Source organism: Nonomuraea sp. NPDC049655 (assembly GCF_044465465.1).
In the GTDB taxonomy this organism is placed as follows: Bacteria; Actinomycetota; Actinomycetes; order Streptosporangiales; family Streptosporangiaceae; genus Nonomuraea.
Genome location: NZ_JBITLS010000003.1, coordinates 631,220 through 653,435, shown reverse-complemented (window position 1 = coordinate 653,435; position 22,216 = coordinate 631,220). Strand labels below are relative to the sequence as shown.

Below are 22,216 nucleotides of genomic sequence, written 5' to 3'. Positions count from 1 at the left end.
CCATGGATCTGCAGAAACGCCTCGACGAAGCGGCCGCGGCTCACGACGTGCCGGGCGCGGCCATCGCCGTGTGGACCGGCGGCCAGTTGCATGAGGCGGCCACGGGCGTGGTCAACCGCAACACCGGCGTCGAGACCACCACCGACAGCGTCTTCCAGGTCGGCTCGACCACCAAGGTGTGGACGGCCGCCCTGATCATGCAGCTCGCCGAGGAGGGCCTGCTCGACCTGGACGAGGAGGTCGGGCACTACCTGCCCGAGTTCGCCCTGTCCTACGACGCCGTCATCACCGTCAGACAGCTCCTGACGCACACCGGCGGCTTCGACGGCGACCTGTTCGAGGACACCGGGCGCGGCGACGACAGCCTCGAGAAGTTCGTGGCCTACCTGCACGGCGCGGGCAAGGTGCACGAGCCGGGCGAGCTGTTCTCGTACTGCAACGCCGGCTACTGCGTGCTCGGCGCCATCGTGGCCCGGCTGCGCGGCACGACCTGGGAGCAGGCCATGCGGGAGCACCTGCTGAAGCCGCTCGGCGCCACCCACGCGGCGCTGCTGGCCGAGGAGGCCGTGCTGTTCCGCGCGGCGGCCGGGCACATCGGGCCGGGCAACGACGTCTACGCCCAGTGGCAGATGCCCCGCTCCAACGCGCCCGCCGGGGCCACCCTGTGCCTGGCCCCGCGCGAGCTGGTGCGCTTCGGCCGCATGTTCGCCGCGGACGGCCTGGCCGAGGACGGCACCCGGGTGCTGTCGGCGGAGAGCGTCGCCGCGATGCGCACCCCGCAGGTCGCGGTGCCGGGCGTGCCCGGCCTGATGGCCGCCAACTGGGGGCTCGGCTTCGAGCTGTTCACCTGGGGCGCCTACGGCCACGACGGCGGGACCCCGGGCCAGAGCACGTTCTGGCGGGTGGCCGACGACGGCTCGTACGCGATCGCGATGAGCATCAACGGCGGCAACTTCATCGGCGTCATGAACGACCTGCTGCTGCCGCTGCTCAGGGAGGGCGGGCTGGCGGCCCCCGACCTGCCCGCCCCGCCGGAGCAGCCGCGCGCCGTGGACCCCGCGCCGTACACCGGCCGGTACGAGGGGCCGCAGCTGGCCTACGAGGTCTCGGCGGCGGGCGGCGGCGTCGAGGTCACCCTGATCCCCGGCGCGCTCATGGCCAGCATGGGCCAGCAGGGCACCACCGCCAGGTACGTCCACCTCGCCGAGGACACCTTCATCGCCGAGCAGCCCGAGGAGGGCAGGCACGACACCGTCACGTTCGTCCTGCGGGACGGGGTCGCCACGCACCTGCACAACGGCCGGGCGGTCCCGCGTGTTTGAGCGGGACGCGCAGAGGGTCTTCGCGGCGGCGGGCGTGCGCGGCTTCGTGCACGCCCGCGACGTGGACGGCGCGGCCGAGATCGGCCTCGACCCGGACGCCCCGGTCGTCCTGGCCTCGGTGTTCAAGCTGCCGATCCTGCTGGAGTACGCCAGGCAGGCCGCGGCGGGCGAGGTGGACCGCACCGAACGGCTCACCGTCACCGCGGCGGACAAGGACGGCGGCATCGGCACCTCGGGCTGCGCCGACGACGTGTCGCTGACGCTGCGCGACCTGGCCCACTTCATGATGTCGATGAGCGACAACGCGGCCACCGACGTGCTGCTGCGCCGGGTGGGCCTCGACCGCGTCAACGCCACGCTGGAGGGCCTCGGGCTCAGGCGCACCCGTCTGATCGGCGGCTGCGCGACGCTGTTCGAGTCCGTGGTCGAGGAGCTGGGCACCATCGACGTGGCCGGCATCCCCGAGGAGCGCATCAGGGCCCTGGCCGTGCGCGATCCGGAACGGACCACCGCGGGCACGCCCCGCGAGATCACCACCCTGCTCGGTTCCGTCTGGCGCGACGAGGCGGGCACCGCCGAGGCGTGCGCGGAGGTGCGCGACATCATGAGCAGGCAGATCTGGCCGCACCGCCTCTCCTCGGGCTTCCCGGACGAGGTGCGGGTGTCGGCCAAGACCGGCACCCTGTGGGGCGTGCGCAACGAGGCGGGCGTCGTGGAGTACCCCGACGGCGGCCGGTACGCCGTCGCGGTGTTCCTGCACGGCGACGACCTGGCCTTCCGCATCCCGGCCGCGGACGCCGCCATCGGCCAGGCCGCCCGTCTCGCCGTCGAGCACCTGCGCGGCTGATGACGGTCTACGTCGACTATCGTGAGCGGATGAACAGCCGTCCGCGTGCCAGCCTTGAGCGGATTCTGTTCGACCTCGGCAGCACGGTCCTCGACGTGGCCGCCTCGCCCGGTGATCTCGACACCGAGGTCACCGGGGTGCACATCTACGACCCGCTCGACGAGCTGTACGTGCCGCCGGGCGGGCTGCTGCTGGCCGTCGGCGTGCAGGGCGCCACCGCCATCTGCGGCCTGCTCGACGCCGCCCGCGAGGCCAGCGGCATCGTCGTCAAGCTGCCGGTCGACGTCGACGAGCAGGTGCGCAGCAAGGTCCTGGAGACCGGCGTCGCCGTGCTCGGGCTGACCAGGGCCGCGTCCTGGTCGCAGGTCGCCGCGCTGCTGCGCTCGCTGCTGGCCGAGGGCGACCTGGCCATGCCGGAGAAGGGGCCGCAGGGCGATCTGTTCGCGCTGGCCAACGCCGTCTGCGCGTTGCTCGACGCGCCCGTCACCATCGAGGACCGGTCGACCCGCGTCCTGGCCTTCTCCGGCAGACAGGACGAAGCCGACCCCGGCCGGGTCGAGACCGTGCTCGGCCGCCAGGTGCCCGAGCGGTTCCAGCGCATGCTCGACGAGCGCGGCTTCTTCAAGAAGCTCTACCAGAGCCGCGACCCGATCTACATCGAGCTCGACGGCGACAGCATCAACCGGGCGGCCGTGGCCGTCCGGATCGGCGACGAGATCCTCGGCTCCATCTGGGTCGCCGTGCGCGAGCCGCTCACCCCGCAGCGCGAACGCGCCCTGGCCGACGCGGCCAAGATCGTCGCGCTGCAGCTGCTGCGCGAGCGCGCCGGCGCCGACACCCAGCGGCGGCTGCGCGCCGACCTGCTGTCCACGGTCCTGGCCGGCGGTTCCGACGCGGCCGACGCCGCGGGCCGCCTCGGCATCGCCACCGAGCGCCTGTGCGTGCTCGCCGCCCAGCTCGCCGACGGCGACGCGGCCGACCCGGCGCGCGGCGAGAGCGACCGGCAACGTTTCTGCGACGCCCTGGCGCTGCACGTCGGCGCCATCCATCCCAAGGCGGCCGCCGCGATGATCGGCTCGGTCGCCTACGCCGTCCTGCCGCTGAGCTCGGGCGGCGACGAGGAGACGCGGGCCGTGCGCGTCGCCGAGTCCTTCCTGGCCAGGGTCGGGCCGCGGCACGCGGCCAACATCGGGGTCGGCCGGCTGGCCGCCAACCTCTCCCAGGTCGCGCGGGCCCGCGCCGACGCCGACCGGGCGCTGCGCGTGCTGCGCGCCCGCGGGCTGGCCGGCCAGGTCGCCGGTTACACGGCCGTGCACTTCGAGTCGCTGCTGCTCCAGGTCTCCGACGTGGTCGCCGCCGAGGAGCAGGTGCCCACCGGCCCGTACGAGCGGCTGCTGGCGCACGACGCCGAGCACGGCAGCGAGCTGGTGGCCACCCTGCGGGCGTATCTCGACGCGTTCGGCGACGTCAACGCCGCCTGCGCGCAGGTCCACGTGCACGCCAACACCTTCCGCTACCGGCTCAAACGGCTCACCGAGATCAGCGGGCTCGACCTGTCCGACCCCGACGCGCGACTCACCGTGATGCTGCAGATGCGGATCTTCGGACGCTAGCACGAGGTCGTCCGCGCTTTTTGTGAAGGGCGACGAAGAAGGTCGGGCCGCGAGGGACGAAGGTGGGTCACCACCCCACGCTCTCCTGGAGTCGCCATGAAGAAGACAGCGGTGCTCACCGCGTTGGCCCTGCTAGCGGCCGCGTGCGGCAGCGGCGGAGGTACGGCGGGCAGTACGGGCAAGCCTGTCACGGGCGGCACGTTCACCGCCGCCATCAGCGCGGACCCCGGGGTGCTCGACCCCGCCACGGGCGTGCTCTCGGTCACCAACGAGGTCCTGTCGGTGGCCTACGACACCCTGGTGTCCGTCTCGGCGGACGGCAAGACCGTGCCCGCCCTGGCCGAGAAGTGGGACGTCAAGCCCGACAGGGTGACCTTCACCCTGCGCAAGAACGTCACCTGCTCCGACGGCTCCAAGCTCACCCCGGCCGACGTCGCCGAGAACATCAACCACATCGCCGACCCCGCCGTCAAGTCGCCCATCTACGGGGTGCTCGTACCGGCCGGCATGAAGGCCGAGGCCGACGAGTCCGCCGGCACCGTGACGCTGTCGACGCCCGAGCCGTTCAGCTTCATCCTGGAGAGCTCACGGCTGCTGTTCATCGTCTGCGGCAAGGCCGTCAAGGACCGTTCGCTCATCGCGCGGGCCACCTCCGGGACCGGCCCGTACCAGCTCACCGAGGCCGTCCCCGGCGACCACTACACCTTCAAGGTGCGCCGGGAGTATGCCTGGGGCCCCGAGGGCGGCACCGCCAAGGACCTCCCCGAGACGCTCGTGCTCAAGGTGGTGCCGAACGAGCAGACCGCGGCCAACCTGCTCCTCGCCGGCTCGCTCAACTCGGCCACCTTCTTCGGCCCCGACCGGACCCGCCTGGAGGCCAACCCCGCGCTCGGCAAGATGATCGAGCCGCAGGGCAACGGCCAGTTCTTCTACCACCAGGGCGAGGACAGGCCCGGCCACGATCCCGCCGTGCGCAAGGCGCTGACCCAGGCCCTCGACATGAAGGAGCTGGGCGGCATCGCCACGGGCGGCACCGGCAAGCCGGCCACCGCACTCGTGCCGCCGCCCCGCCCGTGCCAGGGCGACACCGTCACCGGCCACGTGCCCGCCTTCGACACGGCGGCCGCCACCACGGCACTGGACGCGGCCGGCTGGAAGGCCGGGGCCGACGGCGTCAGGGAGAAGGACGGCAAGAAGCTCTCCCTGCGCCTGTTGTACGCCACCACCAAGGGCCCCAGCATGGTGGCCGCCGCCGAGTACATGGCGGCGGTGTGGAAGAAGATCGGGGTGGACGTGAAGCTCAACGGCGTCATCGACACCAAGCTGTCGGAGTCGCTCAACGCCACCCAGGACTGGGACGTCGTGTGGCTGCCCATCGGCGTCACGCTGCCCTCGCAGCTGGTCGGCTTCCTGTCCGGCCCCGCCGCCCCCAAGGGCGCCAACTTCGCCCACCTGAAGAACGCCGAGTACGAGCGGCTGGTTGCCGAGGCCGCCAAGCTGACCGGCCCCGAGGGCTGCGCCAAGTGGCTGGCGTCGGAGTCGGCCCTGTTCGACAACGCCGACCTGGTGCCCGTGGTGGAGATGAACACGCTGACCGCCACCAAGGGCGCCACCTTCCGGACGATGGCCGGCCTGTTCCTGCCCTCGACGATCCGCCTCACCCAGGGAGGCTGAGTGACCGTACGGCGCCTCGTGCGCTTCGTCGTGTCGCTGGCGGTGCTGCTCGTGGCGTCGTTCGCGATGATCCACCTCATCCCCGGCGACCCGGTGCGGGCCTCGCTCGGCCCGGCCGCGCCGGTCGAGCTGGTCAAGGCCCGCGAGCAGCTGCTCGGGCTGGACAAGTCGCTGCCCGAGCAGTTCGCCGCCTACGTCGGGCACATCCTCACCGGCGACTTCGGCACCTCGTTCCTGACGGGCGAACCGGTCGGCCAGGTCATCGCCACCCGGCTGCCCAACACGCTGGGCCTGGCGCTGCTGGCCACCGTGGTGGCGCTGCTGCTGGCCGTGCCGCTGGGCATGTGGGCGGCCATCCGCACGGAGAACGGCCGGAACCGGGGCACCGAGATCACCTTCAGCTCGGTCACCGGCACCGCCGTCGCCGTCCCGGAGTTCCTCTACTCCATCGCGCTGGTGGCGGTCCTGTCGATCGGGCTGGGCCTGTTCCCGCCGGCCGGCAAGGAGGGGGCGATGTCGTACGTCCTGCCGGTGGCCGCCCTGGCGATCGGCCCGGTCGCGATGATCGCCCGCATCTCGCGCGTGGAGACCCTGCGCGAGCTCGGCACCGACTACGTGCGGCTGGCCCGGTCGAAACGGCTGCCCGCCGCCCGCCTGCACCTGCGGCACGTGCTGCCCAACACGCTGACCGCGACGCTCACCGTGGGCGGGCTGCTGCTCACCTCGCTGATCGCCGGCAGCGTGCTGGTGGAGTACGTCTTCGCCTGGCCGGGGCTCGGCCTGAAGATCGTCGAGTCGATCACGCAGAAGGACTATCCCGTCGCCCAGGCCGTCATCCTCGTCTACGGCGCGATCGTGCTGGTCGTGAACCTCGCCGTCGATCTGATCCTGGGCGCGCTCGACCCCACCTCCAAGATCAAGGAAAACTGATGCGTTTGCGCACCCCGGCCGCCGTCGCCGGAGCCGTGCTGGTCACGCTCATGGTGGTCCTGGCCGTCGTCGGGCCGCCGATCTGGGGCGCGGCGGCGGAGAAGATCGACGCGGGCGCCATCCTGCAGGGCTCTTCGGCCGCCCATCCGCTCGGCACCGACAACCTCGGCCGCGACCTGCTGGCCAGGGTCCTGGTCGCGGGCCGGTTCTCCCTCCTGCTCGCGCTGGCGGCCACGCTCTTCGGCGCGGCCATCGGCACCGTGCTCGGCGCGCTGCCCTCGGTGCTGCCGCCGCGCGGCGCCCGCTTCGTCACCGGCGCCGTCAACGCGCTCGTCGCCTTCCCCGGCCTGCTGCTGGCCATGTTCACCGCGGTGGTCGCCGGGCTCGGGGCCAAGGGTGCGGTGCTCGGCATCGGCGTGGCCATCGCCCCGAGCTTCGCCCGGCTCACCCAGACGCTGGCCGCGACCATCGCGGGCGCCGACTACGTCGCGGCCGCCCGGATGCTCGGCGTGCCGCGCATGCGCGTCCTGACCAGGCACGTGCTGCCCAACATCGCCGAGCCGCTCATCCTCAACCTCACCCAGGCGCTCGGCGGCGCGCTGCTGGGCCTGGCCGGGATGTCGTTCCTGGGCCTCGGCGTGCAGCCGCCCGCCTTCGACTGGGGGCGGCTGCTGTTCGACGGGTTCGGCCGCATCTACGTCACGCCCGAGGTGGCGCTGGGGCCCGCCCTGGCGGTCGCGCTGGCCGGCATCGGCTTCAACCTGCTGGGGGACGCGCTGGCCAAGGCCGCCGCCCGCACCGCCGTGCACACGCGCGAGGCCAGGCCCGCCGCGCCGCCCGCCCCCGGCGAGCCGGACCCCGAGGCGGTGCTGGAGGTCAAGGACCTGACGGTGACCTTCCCCGGCGGCGTCACGCCGGTGCGCGGGGTGTCGCTGACCGTCGCGCCCGGGCAGATCGCCGGGCTGGTCGGGGAGTCGGGCAGCGGCAAGAGCCTCACCGCCGCCGCGATCGGCGGGCTGGTGCCGTACCCGGGCGTGGTGACGGCGGGCAGGCTGGCGCTGGCCGGCCAGGAGATCTCCGAGATGTCGCCCAAGGAGCTCGGAACCGCGCTCGCCATGGTCTTCCAGGACCCGATGGCCTCGCTCAACCCCGCGCTGAAGGTCGGCGGCCAGCTGGCCGAGGTCGCGATCGTGCACCAGGGTGCCGGCAAGGCCGAGGCCCACCGGCGCGCCGTCGACCGGCTCGGCCACGTGCACCTGCCCGCGCCCGATCGGGTGGCCCGCCGGCACCCGCACGAGCTGTCCGGCGGCATGCGGCAGCGCGCCGTCATCGCCATGGGCCTCATGGGCACCCCCAGGCTGCTCATCGCCGACGAGCCCACCACCGCGCTGGACGTGACGGTGCAGCGGCAGATACTCAAGCTGCTGCGCGAGGTCACCGACGAGACCGGCGCGGCGGCGTTGTTCATCTCCCACGACATCGCCGTCGTCGGCGAGCTGTGCGACGTGGTCGTCGTCATGTACGCCGGCCGCGTCGTCGAGCAACTCCCGGTCGAACTGCTGGCCACCGGCGCCGCGCACCCCTACACGCGGGCGCTCATCGACTCGCTGCCCGACATGGACACCGACAGGTCGCTGCCGCTGGCCAGCATCCCCGGCCGTCAGCCCGCCCCCTCCGACGTGGGCGACGGCTGCGCCTTCGCCGCCCGCTGCGAGCTCGCCACGGCCCGCTGCGCCGGCGAGCGTCCCCCTTTGACGTCGTACGGCAAGGCGCACCAGGTCGCCTGCTGGGAGGTCTGATGATCATCGAGAACCTGACGGTGCGGTTCGGCTCGTTCACCGCCGTCGACGACATCACCCTGGAGGTGCCGAGCGGGTCCATCGTCGGGCTGGTCGGCGAGTCGGGGTCGGGCAAGTCGTCGGTGGCCAGGGCGGTGAGCGGCCTGGTGCCGCACACCGGCACCATCACCGGCGCCAGCCGCGTCCAGATGGTCTTCCAGGACCCCTACGCCTCGCTCGACCCCCGGATGAAGGTCGGGGCGTCCATCGCCGAGGGCTGCGGCAAGGGCTCGGTCGAGAGGCTGCTGTCGCTGGTCTCCCTGCCGCCCGAGGTGGCCACGCGCTACCCGCGCGAGCTGTCAGGCGGCATGCGTCAGCGCGTGGCCATCGCCAGGGCGCTGGGCGCCGAGCCCGACCTGCTGGTCGCCGACGAGATCACCAGCGCCCTGGACGTGTCCGTCCAGGGCTCGGTGCTGAACCTTGTGCGCAGGCTCCGCGACGAGCTGGGCCTGTCGATGTTGTTCATCTCGCACAACCTGGCCGTGGTGCGCTACGTCTCCGACGTGGTCGCGGTGCTGCACCAGGGGCGCATCGTGGAGCTGGGGCCGACCGAGGAAGTGGTCGGCGCCCCCGCCCACGACTACACCCGGTCGCTGCTGGAGGCCGTGCCCAGGCTGGGCCGCTCCACCACGTAGAACGCCTTGTCGTGGAAGGCGGTCACCACGCCGCCTTCCACGAGCAGGCCGCCCAGGACCTCGCGGACGGCCAGCCGCCACGCCTTGGCGGCTCCGGGGTCCGTGACGCGCAGCGCCTCGATGTCCTCCGGCAGCGCCACGAGCACGGTGGCGGCGTCGCTGTCGCGCGTCACCGGCCGTCCGTCCTCGTCGGCCAGCACGATCGCGGCGTCCGCCGGGAGGGGCCGCCGGCCGGGCTCGCCCCGTACGAGGGCCGCCACGTGCGGCGCGGACAACGACCAGGAGGCCAGCACGCGGTCGGAGTCGCTGCCCTGGTTGATGGCGTCGGTCATGACGCCGTAGAAGCTCGGCAGGTACTCCTCGGGACGGGCGCCCAGCTTGGCCAGGTTGAAGTGGGCGTTCCTGCGCACCAGCGGATCGTAGGTCCAGGTGATGCGGTCGATGCCGCGCTCCAGGGCCCAGCGGCGCTGGTGCAGCTTCAGCTCGAAGCCGATGCCGTGGCCGCCGGCCGCGCCGGTGATGTGGGAGTGCAACGTGTTGCCCGCCCCGAAGAAGCCGACGGAGGCGCCCAGCAGGCGGCCCGCGTCGTCGTACGCGCCGGCCACGTAGTTGCCCGCGTGCGACATCGCCCGCATCAGCTCGACCGTGATCGGCCGGCTGTCCGGGTCGAAGTGCCAGATCCCGTCGAACAGCTCACTGACCTGCTCGAACTCCGCGATCCCATGGAGTTCCCTGATCGCGATCAACGTGCCGGCCCTCCGAATGCTCAAGTGTCACGGTGACGCTACGGCACTGTGCGGCGGGACCGAATCGTGCGGGACACCAAAGAGCACCCCGGGCTTCGTGGGATCAGACAGCGGCCGGACGCCTTCAGTGGGCGGTCCAGCCTCCGTCGACCGGCAGCACGGCGCCGGTGAGGTAGGAGGCCGCCGGACCGGCCAGCAGGACCGCCGCGCCGACGAGTTCGCCCGGGTCGGCCCAGCGCCTCATGGGGACCTGGTGGTCGAGGAACTCCCGCACGTGCGGGTCGTCCTCGACGCCCTCGTTCAGCGGGGTGCGGAAGGGGCCGGGGGCCAGGGCGTTGACGCAGACGCCGGTGCCCGCCAGCTCGACGGCGAGGCTGCGGGTGAGCTGGACGACCGCGCCCTTGCTGGCCGCGTAGCCCGCCCGGCCCGCGGCGCCGACGAGCCCGAGAGCGCTGGCCAGGGTGACGATGCGGCCGTACCCGGCTTCGCGCATCACCGGCACGGCGGCCTGGCAGGCCAGGAAGGTGCCGACGACGTTGACGTCGAGGCAGCGGCGCAGCGTGGCGGCGTCGAGGGTCTCCAGCTCGCCGCGGGCCTGGATCCCGGCGCTGGTCACGAGCACGTCCAGGCGGCCGTGCGCGGCGACGACGTCCCGCACGAGAGCCTGGACCGCGTCCTCGTCGGTGACGTCGCAGGCCATGCCTGAGGCGGTGACGCCGGTCGCGGCGGTGATCTGGGCCGCCGCCTCCCGGCACGCCGCCAACCGCCGGCCGGCGGCCACCACCGTGCAGCCGGCGGACGCCAGTCCCTGCGCGATGGCCCGGCCGAGCCCCGCCGAGCCGCCCGTGACGATCGCCACCTGCCCGGCCAGGGGCGCCTGCGGACCGGCGGACCCCGCGTGCACGGGCCGGCCGGGAGCGGCCGTGTCTTCCTGGGACGTCATGTGGCTCCTCTTCGCAGAAAGCGTTCCGTTCGCGGAACATTAGCGCGAGCCGCCCGGATGAACCGCGACCGGCTGCCGGCCCGCGACCGTCCATGATGACGCGGCCCGTGCACGAGCGGCTGGACCGGGCCTGACGTGCGGAAGGCCGCTTCCCGCGCGCTGCGCGGGAAGCGGCCGCCGGGCCTGCTGCTAGCTGCGGAAACGGCCCTCTCGGGAGTAGAGGCAGGTGAAGCAGGCCGGGTCGGCGTTCCAGCCGTCGTCGTAGGAGACCCCGCGGTGCCGCTTGATCTTGCCCTTCTTCGTCACGGCCTGGGCGTACCCCGGCGGCACGATGCCCTCGAAATGCTTCACGAAGTTGCCGAGGGCGTTCCGGTAGTAGACCCGGTGCCGGGCCCAGAGGTTGGTCGTCGAGCCGGGCGGGGTGCAGTTGGCGACGTAGCTCTCGGCGATCTTCTGCTTGAAGCCGCCGAAGTCGAACGTGCTGTACGACTTGGCCGGCAGGCCGGGCACACCGTCGTCGTGCCAGAGCGTCCAGCCGAAGATCGACCAGGTGCAGCTCGCCGTGCCGGAGCGGACCGCGCTCGCCGGGGCGGTCAGGCCGCCCGCCGTGACCGGCTCGCTGGTGATCCTGCGCCGCTGCAGTTCGGCGGGCGGGTCGGCGCCGTGGTCCTCGACGAGACGCTGGGGGACCGCGACGTCGGGCGGGGTGACCTTCAGGTAGGTCTCCAGAAGGGTGTCGTCGTCGTCACTGACGATGAGGGGGGCGCGACCGATCATTCCGGTCTGGACCATCCCGACCTCGTCGGACGGGACGCTGTCGGTGAAGGTCACCGACAGCCCGGTCGTGTAGTCGAGCTGAGCCAGGACGATCTCGCGGTCGGACTCCTCGGCGGCAGGGGCCGCGGCCTTGGCCGTGGCCGTGGCAGGGGAGGGCGCGAGGAGCATGGCGGCGGCGACGGCCGCCAGGAACGGGCTGAATCTCATGCGGGCCACGCTAGGAAACGATCTTTCAGTTGCCTTAAAGGCGAGCTCAACGCATGGTCATTCCGACCTACGTGGTCCCTGTCGCTGCCCGCGCCGGGGCGCGGAGGGCCGGGCGCTCCCGTCCTCCGCCCCCGATCCACTCCGGCAGCTCCGCGGCCTGCCGCCGGCACGAGGGCTCGCAGGGCGTCCGCGAGCCGTTCCGTGGGCGTCGGCCGTACCGGGCGCGAGAAACGTCCTGAAATCGACGGACGGAATGTCCCTATTGCCCGATTCCCTGATCACGGCAATATTGCCAATTCGGGCTATGTCCGCAGTTCGCGGCTCAGCCGCCGGCGCCGGTCGGCGAGCGCCGGCCCCCCGCTGATCTACCACGACGTCCTGCGACGTCATACCGCCGCCATGGCCCGGCAAAGATCTTCATCGCTACCTGAACGGCGAACCGGGACAAATAGCAGAGCTCGCGACACCCGAAAATTCGCAATCTTTGTGGGACGCCATCCCGTCCACACGGCCGTACCCGTGAACGCTCCAAGTAAGTTGGTCGCTGCCCGCGAATCGGGGCGATTATCGGAATGGAGGCCAAAGATGAGCGAATTTTCGCGATAAGTAAGACAGCCATATCCACCCCCTGTTCGTGGATATCACGCTCTGAATTGATCGCCGTTGTTTTTCGCAGTGGAGCAGATATGGTCACACCCCTTCGGGAAGAGGAACCCTTCCCGCACTCCCCGTCCAAGGGCATGCTGCTGTCGCAGCGAGGCGCCCCCCGCCACGCCCCCGGCCGGCGGCGTCCGGTGACATGCTGGACCATCTGCTCCTTCGCCGACGCGAGCGTCGACGCCGCCGCGCTGGCCGCGCCCGTGCTCGACGCCGGGTACGGCGCGCTGCTCGCCGGCCTGGCGGCGGGGCTGCTCGTCCTGCTGAACCTGGCGGGCGGCACGTACCGGATCCGGCTGTCGCCGTCCGTGATGGACGGGTGGATGTGGCGCGGCGGATGCGCCACCGCCATCACCGGCGCGCTGACCGTCGCCGCCCTCGACCATCAGACGACGCTGGCCGTCTGGACGGGCGAGTCGGCCCGGATCGTCGCCGTCTACCTCGGGCTGACGCTGGTGGGGCGGGGGCTGGTCTGCGCGGTGCTGCGCCAGGCCCGCCGCCGCGGCGCACGCGTGCCCACGCTGGTCGTCGGGTCCGGCGCGCACGCCAGGAACCTCGCGCTGACCCTGGTGCGGCACACCGAGTACGGCCTGCTGCCCGTCGGCGGCGCCTGCGACGTGCTGGGCCAGGCCCCGTACGAGCCGATCGTGGACGATCCGGAGACCCTGCTCACCATGGCCCGGCGGCACCGCGCCCGCGTGGTGGTCCTGGCCCCGCCGCCGGGCGGCGAGGAGCAGACCCACCGGCTGGCGCAACAGGCCCGGCAGGCGGGGTACCCGGTGTACCTGGCGCCGCAACCCGGCGGCGTGCTGGTCGACTTCGTCCCCGACGGCGAGCACGTCCGGGGGTTCCCGATGCTGCGCATGCGGCCGTTGCCGCAGCGGCGCGCGTCCTGGCCGCTCAAGCGCGCCCTGGATGTCGTGCTGGCGACGGCCGGGCTGGTCGTCAGCGCTCCGGTGCTGGCCGCCTGCATGCTGCTGCTGCGCGGGCAAGGAGGGCCCGGCGTGCTGTTCCGCCAGGTCCGGGTGGGGATGGCCGGGACGCCCATCGAGATCATCAAGCTCCGCACGTTCGCCCCGCTGCGCGCCGGCGAGTCCGACACCCGCTGGAGCATCGACGACGACCCCCGCCTGACCCGCGCGGCCCGGCTGCTGCGCTCCTGCTCCGTGGACGAGCTGCCGCAGCTGTGGAACGTGCTGCGCGGCGACATGAGCCTGGTCGGCCCCAGGCCCGAGCGGCCGCACTTCGTAGAGCTGTTCTCCCGCGGCGACCACCACTACGGGCGCCGCCACCGGTTGCCCGTCGGCCTCACCGGCTGGGCCCAGACCCACGGCCTGCGCGGCGACACCTCGATCGAGGACCGGGCGCGGCTGGACAACCACTACATCGACACCTGGTCCCTGCGCCGCGACATCAAGATCTTGATCCGGACGGTCGGTTGCCTGCTGTGGCCGGGACGATCGTGATCAGGGCGTTCCTGTCGTCCCTGTGCCGCCTGCCGGGCCGTCCCAGTGTGTGGGCCGCGCTGACCGTGATCGCCGTGTGCGTGCCCGCCGGACCGCAGGCCGCCGACGTCGTCCAGCCGCGGGTCGCCGACCTGATGTCGCTGGGGTTGCTGGCGTCCGTCGCGGTGAGCCTGGCGCGCGGCGGCGCGCGTCCGGGCCGGTGGGCCCTGCTCGCCGCGCCCGCGGCGCTCGCGGCGACGGCGGCCGCCCTCGCGGCGCCCGACTTCCTGCTGGCGCTGCCCGGCCTGGCCCGGTTCCTCCAGGTGTTCGTCCTGGTCCCCGTCGCTGTGACGGTGGCGGTGCGGCAGCGGTCCGACCTGCTGCTGGTGGGCGGAGCCGTCGCGGCCTTGGCGATCGTCCAGGCCGGGCTCGGCTGCTGGCAGGCGCTCACGGGCAGCGGCGCCTCCTACGCGGGCCTGCCGATCCGCGCGGTCGGCACGTTCGGCGCCGGCGAGGTCATGGCGCTGGCCAGCGTGGTCAGCTTCGGGCTGATCATCGCCCTGGCGGTCGCGCTCACCGGCGGACCGGCCCGGCGCGCCGCCGCCCTGGTCGCGGCGGCGGCGCTGTGCCCGCCGCTGGTCATGTCGCTCAGCCGCGGCACCTGGCTCGCGGTGGCCTGCGCCGTCGCGGTGATGCTGGTGCTGCGCGGCGCGCGGCTGGCCGCGCGGGCCGCCGTGGCCGCCGTGGCCGCCGCCGTGCTCCTGACGCTCCTGGTCGGGCCCGGCGGCGGGGTCATCGCCGAGCGCGTCGCCTCCATCACCTCCTCGGTGGACCAGCCCGACCGGTCGGTGGCCGACCGGTACCAGCTCTGGCAGGCGGCGGCCGGCATGTGGCGGGACCACCCGGTGACCGGCGTCGGCCCCAAGGGGTTCGCCGCCTGGCGGGACACCTACGCGCCGCTGGCCCTGTCCTCCGGCAGCGACGTGGAGGACCCGGCCGGCGGATACCGCCGCCAGCCGCTGCTGTCCCCGCACAACATGTACCTGCTGGTGCTCAGCGAGCAGGGGCTCCTCGGCCTGGCGGCCTTCGCGCTGCTCGTGGGCGGGGCCCTCGTGCGCACCCTGACCCGGCCCGGCCGCTCCGGCCCGGCGGGGCTGGCCGCCGCGGGCTTCGTGACGTGGCTGGCGGTGGACTTCGCCTACGCCGACATCGGCGGCGCGACCAGCCTGGTCATGTCGGTCATGCTGGGCCTGGCGACGGGATGGACCGGCGCCGCCGCGTCCCCGTCGCGGCGGCCCGCGTGCTGAGCCGGGGCGCGGCCGACCTGCGCGCCGCGGCCCTCACCGCGATGCTCGTCGGCGCCGGCTCGGCGCTCGGCTACGTCCGCGACCTGCTGATGGCCGCGCTGTTCGGCGCCAACGCCGACACCGACGCCTTCCTGGTCGCCTGGACCGTGCCCGAGACCGCGGCGCCGCTGCTCATCGAGGGGGCGATGGCCCTGTGGCTGGTGCCGCTGTTCAGCACGGCGTCCGGGGCGCGGCAGCGGGCGGCGCTGGTGGAGCGGACGTTGCCCGCCCTGGCCGCCGCGCTCGCCGCCGTCGCCGTCTGCGCCGCGGCCGGGGCGCCCTGGCTGGTGGCGGCGCTGGCCCCCGGTCTGCCCCAGGGCGGGCTGGCCGTCCAGTGCTGGCGGATCTGCTGCGGCTGCATCCTGCCGTTCGCGCTGGCGGGGTACGCCAGCGCGGCCCTGCGCGCCCACCACGTCTTCGGCCCGCCCGCGGCCACCGGCCTGGCCTACAACCTGGCGCTCGTCGGCTGCCTGGCGACCTGGCACGACGCGCTCGGCGTGCGGGCCGCCGCGTGGGGCGTCGCCGCCGGCGCCGTCCTCATGGTGGCCATGCAGGCGCCGGCGTACCTGCGGCGGGTCGGCCTGCCCCGGCGGCTGCCCCGGCGCCTGGTGCTGCCGGTCGCCGCGCTGCTGCCCATCATCGCCTTCACGCTGCTGCGGCAGGGCCAGGTGCTGGTCGAGCGCGTGCTCGCCGCCGACCTGCCCGCGGGCGCGATCTCCCATCTCAACTACGCCCAGAAGATCGCCCAGGTGCCGATGGTGGTCTCGCTGATGCTGGCCACCGTCACCTATCCGCACCTGGCCCGCAGCATCGCCGCGGGCGACACCCGCCGGGCCTGGCGGCTGCTGGCCCGCGACCTGGCGACGGCGGCGGCCGTCACGGTCACCGCCGCCGCGCTGCTGGTCGCCTTCGCGCCCGCGATCGTGGGCGTGCTGCTGCACCGCGGCGCCTTCGACGACGCCGCCGCCACCGCCACCGAGCACGTCCTGCGGCTCTACGCGATCGGCCTGCTGGGCCACACCGTCGTGGGCGTGGTCTGCCGGGCCTACTTCTGCGCCGGAGGGTGGCGCGGGTTGTGGTACCCGGCCCTGTCGATGGCCGCCGGGCTGGCCCTCACCGCGACGCTGGCCGCGGCGCTCGTTCCCGGCATGGCACAGGGCGGCATCGCGCTGGCCAACGCCGCCGGGATCACCGTGACCGCCGCCCTCATGCTGGCCGGTCTCCAACGCCTCGGCCTGTCGCCGCTGCGGAGGGCCGTCACGACCGTCAGGGAAGGAGAGCGCGTATGAGCACGCGCACCGGCGCGCTGCCGCTCATCTGGATGTACCACTCCGTCGCCGAGCGCGGCGAGGACCCCTTCGACATCGTCGTCACCCCCGAGCGCTTCGCCACGCACATACGCTGGCTGGCCCGGCGCGGGCTGCGCGGCGTGTCGGTGCGCGAACTGCTGAACCATCCCGGCGACCGGCGCGGGCTCGTCGGGCTCACCTTCGACGACGGCTACGCCGACTTCGCCACCGACGTCGTCCCGGTGCTGGCCGGATACGGCTTCACCGCGACCGTGTACGTCGTCGCCGGCCGGATCGGCGGCCACAACGCCTGGGACCGCGGCGTCAGCCCCCGCCCCCTGATGGACGCCGGCACGCTGCGCCGGGTGGCCGCCGCCGGCATGGAAGTCGGCTCCCACACCCGCAGCCACCCCCACCTGCCGTCCGCCGGCCCCGGCGAGCTGGCCGACGAGCTCACCACGAGCAAACTCCTCCTCCAGGACGTGCTCGGCGCCCCCGTCACCGGCTTCGCCTACCCCTACGGCGAGCTGACCGCCCGCGAGGTCGCCGCCGTCCGGCAGGCCGGCTACGAGCACGCCTGCGCCGTCCGCCCCGGCCGGCTCGCCGGGACGCACGCCCTGCCCCGCCGCTACGTCGGCGACCGCGACACCGCCGCCCGGCTGCTCGCCAAGACCGCCTGCCACCGGCTGCGCTGGGGGCGGCCCCGATGAAGGTCCTGCACGTCATCACCGGGCTGGCCGCCGGCGGGGCCGAGCAGCAACTGCGCACGCTCCTGCCGCACATGGACTGCGCCAGCGAGGTCGCCGTCCTGACCCGGCCCGGCGCCCTGGCCGACGCCATCCGCGCCGCCGGGACGCCCGTACGCGCCGTCGGCATGGGCGGCAACCGGGACCTGCGGGCGCTGCCCCGGCTCACCGCCCTCATGCGCGCCGGCCGCTACCAGGTCGTGCACGCGCACCTGTACCGCGCCTGCGTCTACGCGCCGCTGGCCGCCCGGCTGGCCGCCGTGCCGGTCGTCGTCAGCACCGAGCACTCGGCGGGGGCCCGGCACATCGAGGGACGGCCGGTCACGGCGCCCGTCCGTGCGCTGTACCGGGCGAGCGCCCGGCTGACGCACGCCGTCGTCGCCGTCTCGCCCACCGTGGCCGACCGGCTGCACGGCTGGGGCCTGCCGCCCTCGCGCGTCGTCACCATCCCCAACGGCGTGGACCTGGCCGCCTTCCGCCACGATCCGCGCGCGGCGGGCCAGGCCCGGCTGAGCCTGGGCATCCCGCCGGAGACGTTCGTCGTCGGCGGAGTCGGCCGCCTGGTGGCGGGCAAGAACTTCCACCTGCTGGTCGAGGCGCTGCCGCGGCTGGACGGCGCGGTGCTGCTGCTCGTCGGCGCCGGGCCGGAACAACCCCGGCTGCGCTCGCTGGCCGAGCGGCTCGGCGTCGGGCGACGCGTCGTCTTCGCCGGGGAGAGCGTGCACGTGCCCGCCCTGCTGTCGGCCATGGACGTGCTGGCCGCCCCCTCGCAGGAGGAGACCTTCGGCCTGGCCGTCGTCGAGGCGCTCGCCGCCGGGCTGCCCGTGCTGTACGGCGCCTGCCCGGCGATCGACGACCTGCCCCCCGGGACGGTGCCCTGCGCCCGCCGGGTGCCGCCCCACCGGCTGGCCGCCGAGCTGGCCGCGCTCCGCGACGGACCGCGCACCCGCCTGCCGCCGCCCCCGGCGCTCGACCGCTACGACGTGCGCCGGCAAGCCCGGCGCCTGCACGACCTCTACGACCGCCTGCTCACCAGGCGCCACCAGGAAAGGCTGTCATGACTCACCCGGTCCAGCGCGCCGCCGGCGCGCTCCGCACCTGGTCCCTGCTCGCGCTCCCGCTGATCGGCATGGGGGCGGGGCTGGCGTACTCGCTGACCCAGGAGCCCGTCTACACCGCCGACGCCTACGCGGTCGTCAGCTCGGTACGGCAGGGCGTGCCCACCCAGGAAGCCGAATTCGCGCAGGCCTACGCCAGGGTGACCGTCCACCCCGGCCTGCTCGCCGGGACCGGCGACGCCTACCTGGCCGACGGCGAGCTGCTGCGGACCACGCTGCAGGCGTCGGCCTCGCCGGACGCGCCGCTGATCCGGCTGGCCGCCCTCGCCGGCACCCCTGACGAGGCCGCCCGGCGGGCCAACAGCGCCACGGCCGCGCTCACCGCCTACGCCAACCGGCACAGCGCCGACACCGGCGTCCGGCTGTCCAGCTTCGCGCCCGCCGTGCCGCCCGCCACGCCCAGCTCGCCGCGGCCCCTGCTCGCCACCGCCGTCAGCACGGCCGGCGGCCTGCTGCTGGCCGCCCTGATCTGGCTGGCGGCCCCCGCCGGGCCACGGCAGGACGACCGGCGGGACGACCGGCAGGCCCCGCCCGCGCGCCGGCCGGCCGAGACGGCGTCGGCATGACCACCGCGATCCGCCAGGCCCCGGACCTGGCCACCGAGGTCGTGACCGGTGCGGCACGCCTGCACGCCCTGGCGGGGGAGTGGGCCGGCCTGCACGACCGCTCCCCGGCGGCGACGCCGTTCCAGTCGCACGCCTGGCTGTCGTCCTGGTGGGAGACCTACGGCGAGGACCCGGGCCTGAACGTGGTCCTGCTGCGCCGGCGGGGACGGCTGGTCGCCGCGGCCCCCGTCATGACCGTCCGCCGCGCGGGGCTGCGCGTCCTGCGACCGCTCGGCGGCGACCAGTCCGACTACACGGACGTGCTGATCGAGGACGGCGACCCCGACCTGGCGGCGGCGCTCGGCCGGGCCCTGGCCGAGCTGCCCGGATGGGACGTGCTCGACCTGCCGGAGGTACGCCCGGGGGCCGACGCCGAACGGCTCGCGGCGGCCTGGCCGGGCCGCTCCTGGCGGCTGCCCGCCTCGACCTGCGTCGAACTGCCCGGCGTCCCCCTCCACGAGCTGCTCGCCGGGCTGCCCGGCAAGCACGGCACCAAGCTGCGCCGCGAGCTCAGACGCGTGGACGACGCCCCCATCCAGGTCCGGGACGTGCCGGCCGACGAGGCGGAGCACGCCGTCGCGCGCCTGCTCGACCTGCACGCCCTCCAGTGGCAGGGCCGCGGCATCAACGTCGAGCACACCAGGCCGCGCTTCCACGCCCACCTGGCCCGGGCCGCCCGGCGGCTGCTGACCGACCGGCAGGCCAAGCTGACCGAATACCACCTGGACGGCCGGGTCGTCGCGGTGGACCTGCTGGTCGTGGGCAAGGACTTCGTCGGCGGCTACCTCTACGGCACCCACCCCGACCTGCGCGGCCAGATCGACGTCGTGACCATGCTGCTGCGCACCGACCTCGGGCTCGCGCACCGGCTGGGCCGGCCGACGATGTCGCTGCTGCGCGGGGCCGAGTCCCACAAGACCAAGTGGGGCGGCCGGCCGGCGGTCAGCAACCGGCTCCTGCTGGCCAGGACGCCGGCCGCGACGCTCTACGCCCTCGCCGCCCGCGCCCGGGTGGGCGGCCGGGCGCTCCGGGGCCGCTGGGCGGCGCTCGACCGGACCCTGCGCAGGCCGCGATGACGACCTTCACCCCGCGCGTGCTGCACGTCACCCAGCCCACCGAGGGCGGCGTCGCGGCCTACGTCGAGAGCGCCTGCGCCGACCAGCGCCGGCGGGGCTGGACGGTCGCCGTCGCCGCGCCGCCGCGCGGACCGCTCGGCGAGCGGCTGGCCGCCCTCGGGCTGCCGCATCTGCCCTGGCCCGCCGTACGGGCGCCGCATCCGGCCGATCTGGCCGCCGCCGTCGTCCTGGGCCGCATCGTGCGCCGGTTCCGTCCCGACGTGGTGCATCTGCACTCCTCCAAGGCCGGGCTGGTCGGCCGGGTGGTGTTGCGTGGCCGCGTGCCGACGCTGTTCCAGCCGCACGGCTGGTCCTGGCTGGCCGGCCGGGGCACGCTCGCCGCCGCGGCCGCCTCCTGGGAACGGGCCGCCACCCGGTGGACGCATCTCGTGCTCTGCGTCGGCCAGGGGGAGCACCGGCAGGCCGGGGACGCGGGCGTGGGTGGCCCGCTGGCCGTCGTCCGCAACGGCGTTGACCTGGCCCGGTTCCGTCCCGTCACGCCGGACGAGCGCGTCGCCGCCCGCCGGGGCCTCGGCCTGTCCCCGCACGGGCCGCTGGTCGTCTGCGTCGGCCGGATCACCCGCCAGAAGGGCCAGGACCTGCTGGTGGAGTCCTGGCGGCAGGTCGCGGCCCGGGTGCCGGACGCCTGCCTGGCACTCGTCGGCGACGGGGACGACTTCGCCCGCCTGCGCCGCGACGCGCCGCCCGGCGTCCTCATGCCGGGTGCCAGCGCCGATCCGCGGCCCTGGTACGCCGCCGCCGACCTGGTCGTGCTGCCCTCCCGCTGGGAAGGGCTGCCGCTGACCGTGCTGGAGGCCATGGCCAGCGGGCGGTCCGTGGTGGCGGCCGCCGTCCCCGGCCTCACGGAGGTGGTCACCCCGGCCACCGGAGCGCTCGTCGAGCCGCAGGACCCGCGGGCGGTGGCCGCGGCGATCGTGGCCCTGCTGACCGATCCGGCCGTGCGGCGCGCGGCGGAACGGGCGGCGCCGTCGCGGGCGGCCGAGTTCGACCTCGGCGTCACCCTCGACCGGCTGGCGGCGCACACGCTGCGCCTGGCCCGGCCGGGTCAGGCCGCGGCCGGTGCCGCCGCGGGCGCGTCGGTGACGGCCGGGCGGGGCTGAGACCCCGGCGACCCGCTCCCGCTCGGCTCAGGCGCGGGCGCGGGCGGGGACGTCGGGGCGGGTGACGTGGCGGGCGGGGTGGTCGGCGGCGCCGACGGACCGCGCCGGAAGCCGGGGTCGCGCATGAGCTGCCGGAACACCCGCGACGAGCGCGGGTTGGCCGGGCACTGCCAGACGCCGTGCGGGCAGTAGTCCACGATCGAGTGGTAGGCCACGTCGTGCCGGGCGATCCAGTCGAGCATGTCGCGCACGAACTCCGGCCGGTCCCCGTATCGGAACAGCCCCCACTCGGGGAAGGAGATCGGCTTGCGGTGCGCGGCGGCGAAGTCGGCCTGCGCCTCCAGCCCGTACGGCTGGTCGACGTAGTCGGCGAACCGGTGGCCGGGGGCCTGGTCGTAGCTGTCCATGCCGATGATGTCCACCACGTCGTCGCCGGGGTAGCACTCGGTCCAGCCGATGGCGTCCGGGCCTCGGTTGGGGCTGAAGTCGAAGCGGAACCGCTGTCCGGGCACCGCCCGCATCACGGCGACGATCCGCCGCCAGTACGCCTGCCACGCCGGCGGGTCGGCCGAGCAGCGGCTGGAGTAGGTCAGGCCGTTCATCTCCCAGCCAGGGACGATCACCGTGTCCGGCGCGCGCCCGGCCACCAGCGTCCGGGCCAGCCGGTCGAAGTACGGGTCGAACGCGCCGTCCGCGCCGGCGTTCAGCAGCACCGACACCGCCTCGTCCGGCAGGTCGCCCTCGTTCGGCATGACCATCGGCACGTTGAGCACGAGCATGCGCCCCGGCTTGGCCGCCCGCCACCGCATCCACGGCTGCAGGACGAAGTCCGGCCCGCCGAGCGCGTTCCACGCCTCGCCCGGCACGTACGTCCGCCCCACCCGGACCTCCGCCCCCAGCCACGACTCGAACGCGCCCAGCAGGTGCGGCCCGCGCCAGTCGGAGGCGAGGAACACCCCGAACGGCACGGACGACAGGTCGGCGCGGGCGGCGGCGGACGGCTCCTTGGCGCGCTTCGCGCTCAGCGCCGGTGGGACCACCGCGGCGACCACGGCCAGCAGCGCGCAGACCCATGCCATCCTCACGGTCATCGCCCGCCCCCTCCCTTACAGGGTGTATCAGCTCACGTACCCGGAGAGAGAACGATGGTGATCAAGCCACTGCAAAGTGATCGCCGCGGATGCCGGGGCCGCACGTCGCCGGGGGCCGTTAAGCACTGGAGGGCGGCGGCCGGCGGCCGGT

At 74.3% G+C, this 22,216-nt stretch carries 19 protein-coding genes; 15 read left to right on the top strand and 4 right to left on the bottom strand.

Going from position 1 to position 22,216, the window contains the following annotated elements; genetic code table 11:
- Window positions 1–2: 2 nt before the first annotated feature.
- The 7 genes from ACIBQ6_RS12800 to ACIBQ6_RS12770 all read left to right on the top strand — a co-directional run bounded on the left by ACIBQ6_RS12800 (window position 3) and on the right by ACIBQ6_RS12770 (window position 8,859).
- Window positions 3–1,322: a serine hydrolase domain-containing protein gene (locus ACIBQ6_RS12800; RefSeq protein WP_397211760.1), complete on the top strand. Its 1,320-nt coding sequence runs from the start codon at window positions 3–5 to the stop codon at window positions 1,320–1,322.
- Window positions 1,315–2,169 carry a serine hydrolase gene (locus tag ACIBQ6_RS12795; RefSeq protein ID WP_358287159.1) on the top strand — a complete coding sequence of 285 codons (855 nt, stop codon included), beginning with the start codon at window positions 1,315–1,317 and terminating at the stop codon, window positions 2,167–2,169. Before ACIBQ6_RS12800 ends, ACIBQ6_RS12795 begins: the two co-directional genes overlap by 8 nt.
- A gap of 29 nt (window positions 2,170–2,198) precedes the next feature.
- Window positions 2,199–3,782 (top strand): helix-turn-helix domain-containing protein, encoded by a 1,584-nt coding sequence (locus ACIBQ6_RS12790; RefSeq protein ID WP_358287157.1) that lies wholly within the window; start codon window positions 2,199–2,201, stop codon window positions 3,780–3,782.
- A 96-nt stretch (window positions 3,783–3,878) separates the two neighbouring features.
- Entirely contained in the window at window positions 3,879–5,456 is a 1,578-nt protein-coding gene (locus tag ACIBQ6_RS12785) for an ABC transporter substrate-binding protein (RefSeq protein WP_397211758.1), read from the top strand.
- A complete protein-coding gene (locus ACIBQ6_RS12780) occupies window positions 5,457–6,386 on the top strand; it encodes an ABC transporter permease (protein WP_387674617.1) in 930 nt (309 codons plus the stop codon).
- Window positions 6,386–8,185 (top strand): dipeptide/oligopeptide/nickel ABC transporter permease/ATP-binding protein, encoded by a 1,800-nt coding sequence (locus ACIBQ6_RS12775; protein ID WP_397211756.1) that lies wholly within the window; start codon window positions 6,386–6,388, stop codon window positions 8,183–8,185. Before ACIBQ6_RS12780 ends, ACIBQ6_RS12775 begins: the two co-directional genes overlap by 1 nt.
- A complete protein-coding gene (locus tag ACIBQ6_RS12770; protein WP_352362680.1) occupies window positions 8,185–8,859 on the top strand; it encodes an ATP-binding cassette domain-containing protein in 675 nt (224 codons plus the stop codon). Before ACIBQ6_RS12775 ends, ACIBQ6_RS12770 begins: the two co-directional genes overlap by 1 nt.
- On the opposite strand, the gene ACIBQ6_RS12765 is transcribed toward ACIBQ6_RS12770, so the two are convergent.
- The 3 genes from ACIBQ6_RS12765 to ACIBQ6_RS12755 form a co-directional block, all read right to left on the bottom strand.
- A complete protein-coding gene (locus ACIBQ6_RS12765; protein WP_358287149.1) occupies window positions 8,805–9,629 on the bottom strand; it encodes a GNAT family N-acetyltransferase in 825 nt (274 codons plus the stop codon). The genes ACIBQ6_RS12770 and ACIBQ6_RS12765 overlap by 55 nt on opposite strands.
- Window positions 9,630–9,729: 100 nt before the next feature.
- Window positions 9,730–10,548: an SDR family oxidoreductase gene (locus ACIBQ6_RS12760; RefSeq protein WP_358287147.1), complete on the bottom strand. Its 819-nt coding sequence runs from the start codon at window positions 10,546–10,548 to the stop codon at window positions 9,730–9,732.
- A 189-nt stretch (window positions 10,549–10,737) separates the two neighbouring features.
- Window positions 10,738–11,532 carry a hypothetical protein gene (locus ACIBQ6_RS12755; protein WP_358287145.1) on the bottom strand — a complete coding sequence of 265 codons (795 nt, stop codon included), beginning with the start codon at window positions 11,530–11,532 and terminating at the stop codon, window positions 10,738–10,740.
- A 686-nt stretch (window positions 11,533–12,218) separates the two neighbouring features.
- On the opposite strand from ACIBQ6_RS12755, the gene ACIBQ6_RS12750 reads away from it, so the two are divergent.
- The 8 genes from ACIBQ6_RS12750 to ACIBQ6_RS12715 are packed head-to-tail and all read left to right on the top strand — an operon-like array spanning window position 12,219 to window position 20,974.
- Window positions 12,219–13,655 carry an exopolysaccharide biosynthesis polyprenyl glycosylphosphotransferase gene (locus tag ACIBQ6_RS12750; RefSeq protein ID WP_358287143.1) on the top strand — a complete coding sequence of 479 codons (1,437 nt, stop codon included), beginning with the start codon at window positions 12,219–12,221 and terminating at the stop codon, window positions 13,653–13,655.
- Window positions 13,637–14,941: an O-antigen ligase family protein gene (locus ACIBQ6_RS12745; protein ID WP_397211753.1), complete on the top strand. Its 1,305-nt coding sequence runs from the start codon at window positions 13,637–13,639 to the stop codon at window positions 14,939–14,941. The genes ACIBQ6_RS12750 and ACIBQ6_RS12745 overlap by 19 nt, the downstream gene beginning before the upstream one ends.
- Complete coding sequence (gene murJ, locus ACIBQ6_RS12740) at window positions 14,896–16,269, top strand: murein biosynthesis integral membrane protein MurJ (RefSeq protein WP_397211751.1); 1,374 nt, start codon at window positions 14,896–14,898, stop codon at window positions 16,267–16,269. Before ACIBQ6_RS12745 ends, murJ begins: the two co-directional genes overlap by 46 nt.
- A complete protein-coding gene (locus ACIBQ6_RS12735) occupies window positions 16,266–16,979 on the top strand; it encodes a polysaccharide deacetylase family protein (protein ID WP_358287137.1) in 714 nt (237 codons plus the stop codon). The genes murJ and ACIBQ6_RS12735 overlap by 4 nt, the downstream gene beginning before the upstream one ends.
- Window positions 16,976–18,076 carry a glycosyltransferase gene (locus ACIBQ6_RS12730; protein ID WP_397211749.1) on the top strand — a complete coding sequence of 367 codons (1,101 nt, stop codon included), beginning with the start codon at window positions 16,976–16,978 and terminating at the stop codon, window positions 18,074–18,076. The genes ACIBQ6_RS12735 and ACIBQ6_RS12730 overlap by 4 nt, the downstream gene beginning before the upstream one ends.
- Window positions 18,073–18,699 (top strand): hypothetical protein, encoded by a 627-nt coding sequence (locus ACIBQ6_RS12725; protein ID WP_397211747.1) that lies wholly within the window; start codon window positions 18,073–18,075, stop codon window positions 18,697–18,699. Before ACIBQ6_RS12730 ends, ACIBQ6_RS12725 begins: the two co-directional genes overlap by 4 nt.
- Window positions 18,696–19,814, top strand: a complete 1,119-nt coding sequence (locus ACIBQ6_RS12720) for a GNAT family N-acetyltransferase (protein WP_397211745.1) — start codon at window positions 18,696–18,698, stop codon at window positions 19,812–19,814. The genes ACIBQ6_RS12725 and ACIBQ6_RS12720 overlap by 4 nt, the downstream gene beginning before the upstream one ends.
- The gene (locus ACIBQ6_RS12715) at window positions 19,811–20,974 is read left to right on the top strand and encodes a glycosyltransferase (RefSeq protein WP_397211743.1); all 1,164 of its coding nucleotides are present in this window, start codon (window positions 19,811–19,813) and stop codon (window positions 20,972–20,974) included. The genes ACIBQ6_RS12720 and ACIBQ6_RS12715 overlap by 4 nt, the downstream gene beginning before the upstream one ends.
- Here the strand turns inward: ACIBQ6_RS12715 and ACIBQ6_RS12710 are convergent.
- Window positions 20,920–22,065, bottom strand: a complete 1,146-nt coding sequence (locus tag ACIBQ6_RS12710) for a glycoside hydrolase family 26 protein (RefSeq protein ID WP_397211741.1) — start codon at window positions 22,063–22,065, stop codon at window positions 20,920–20,922. The genes ACIBQ6_RS12715 and ACIBQ6_RS12710 overlap by 55 nt on opposite strands.
- Between the last annotated feature and the right edge of the window lie 151 nt (window positions 22,066–22,216).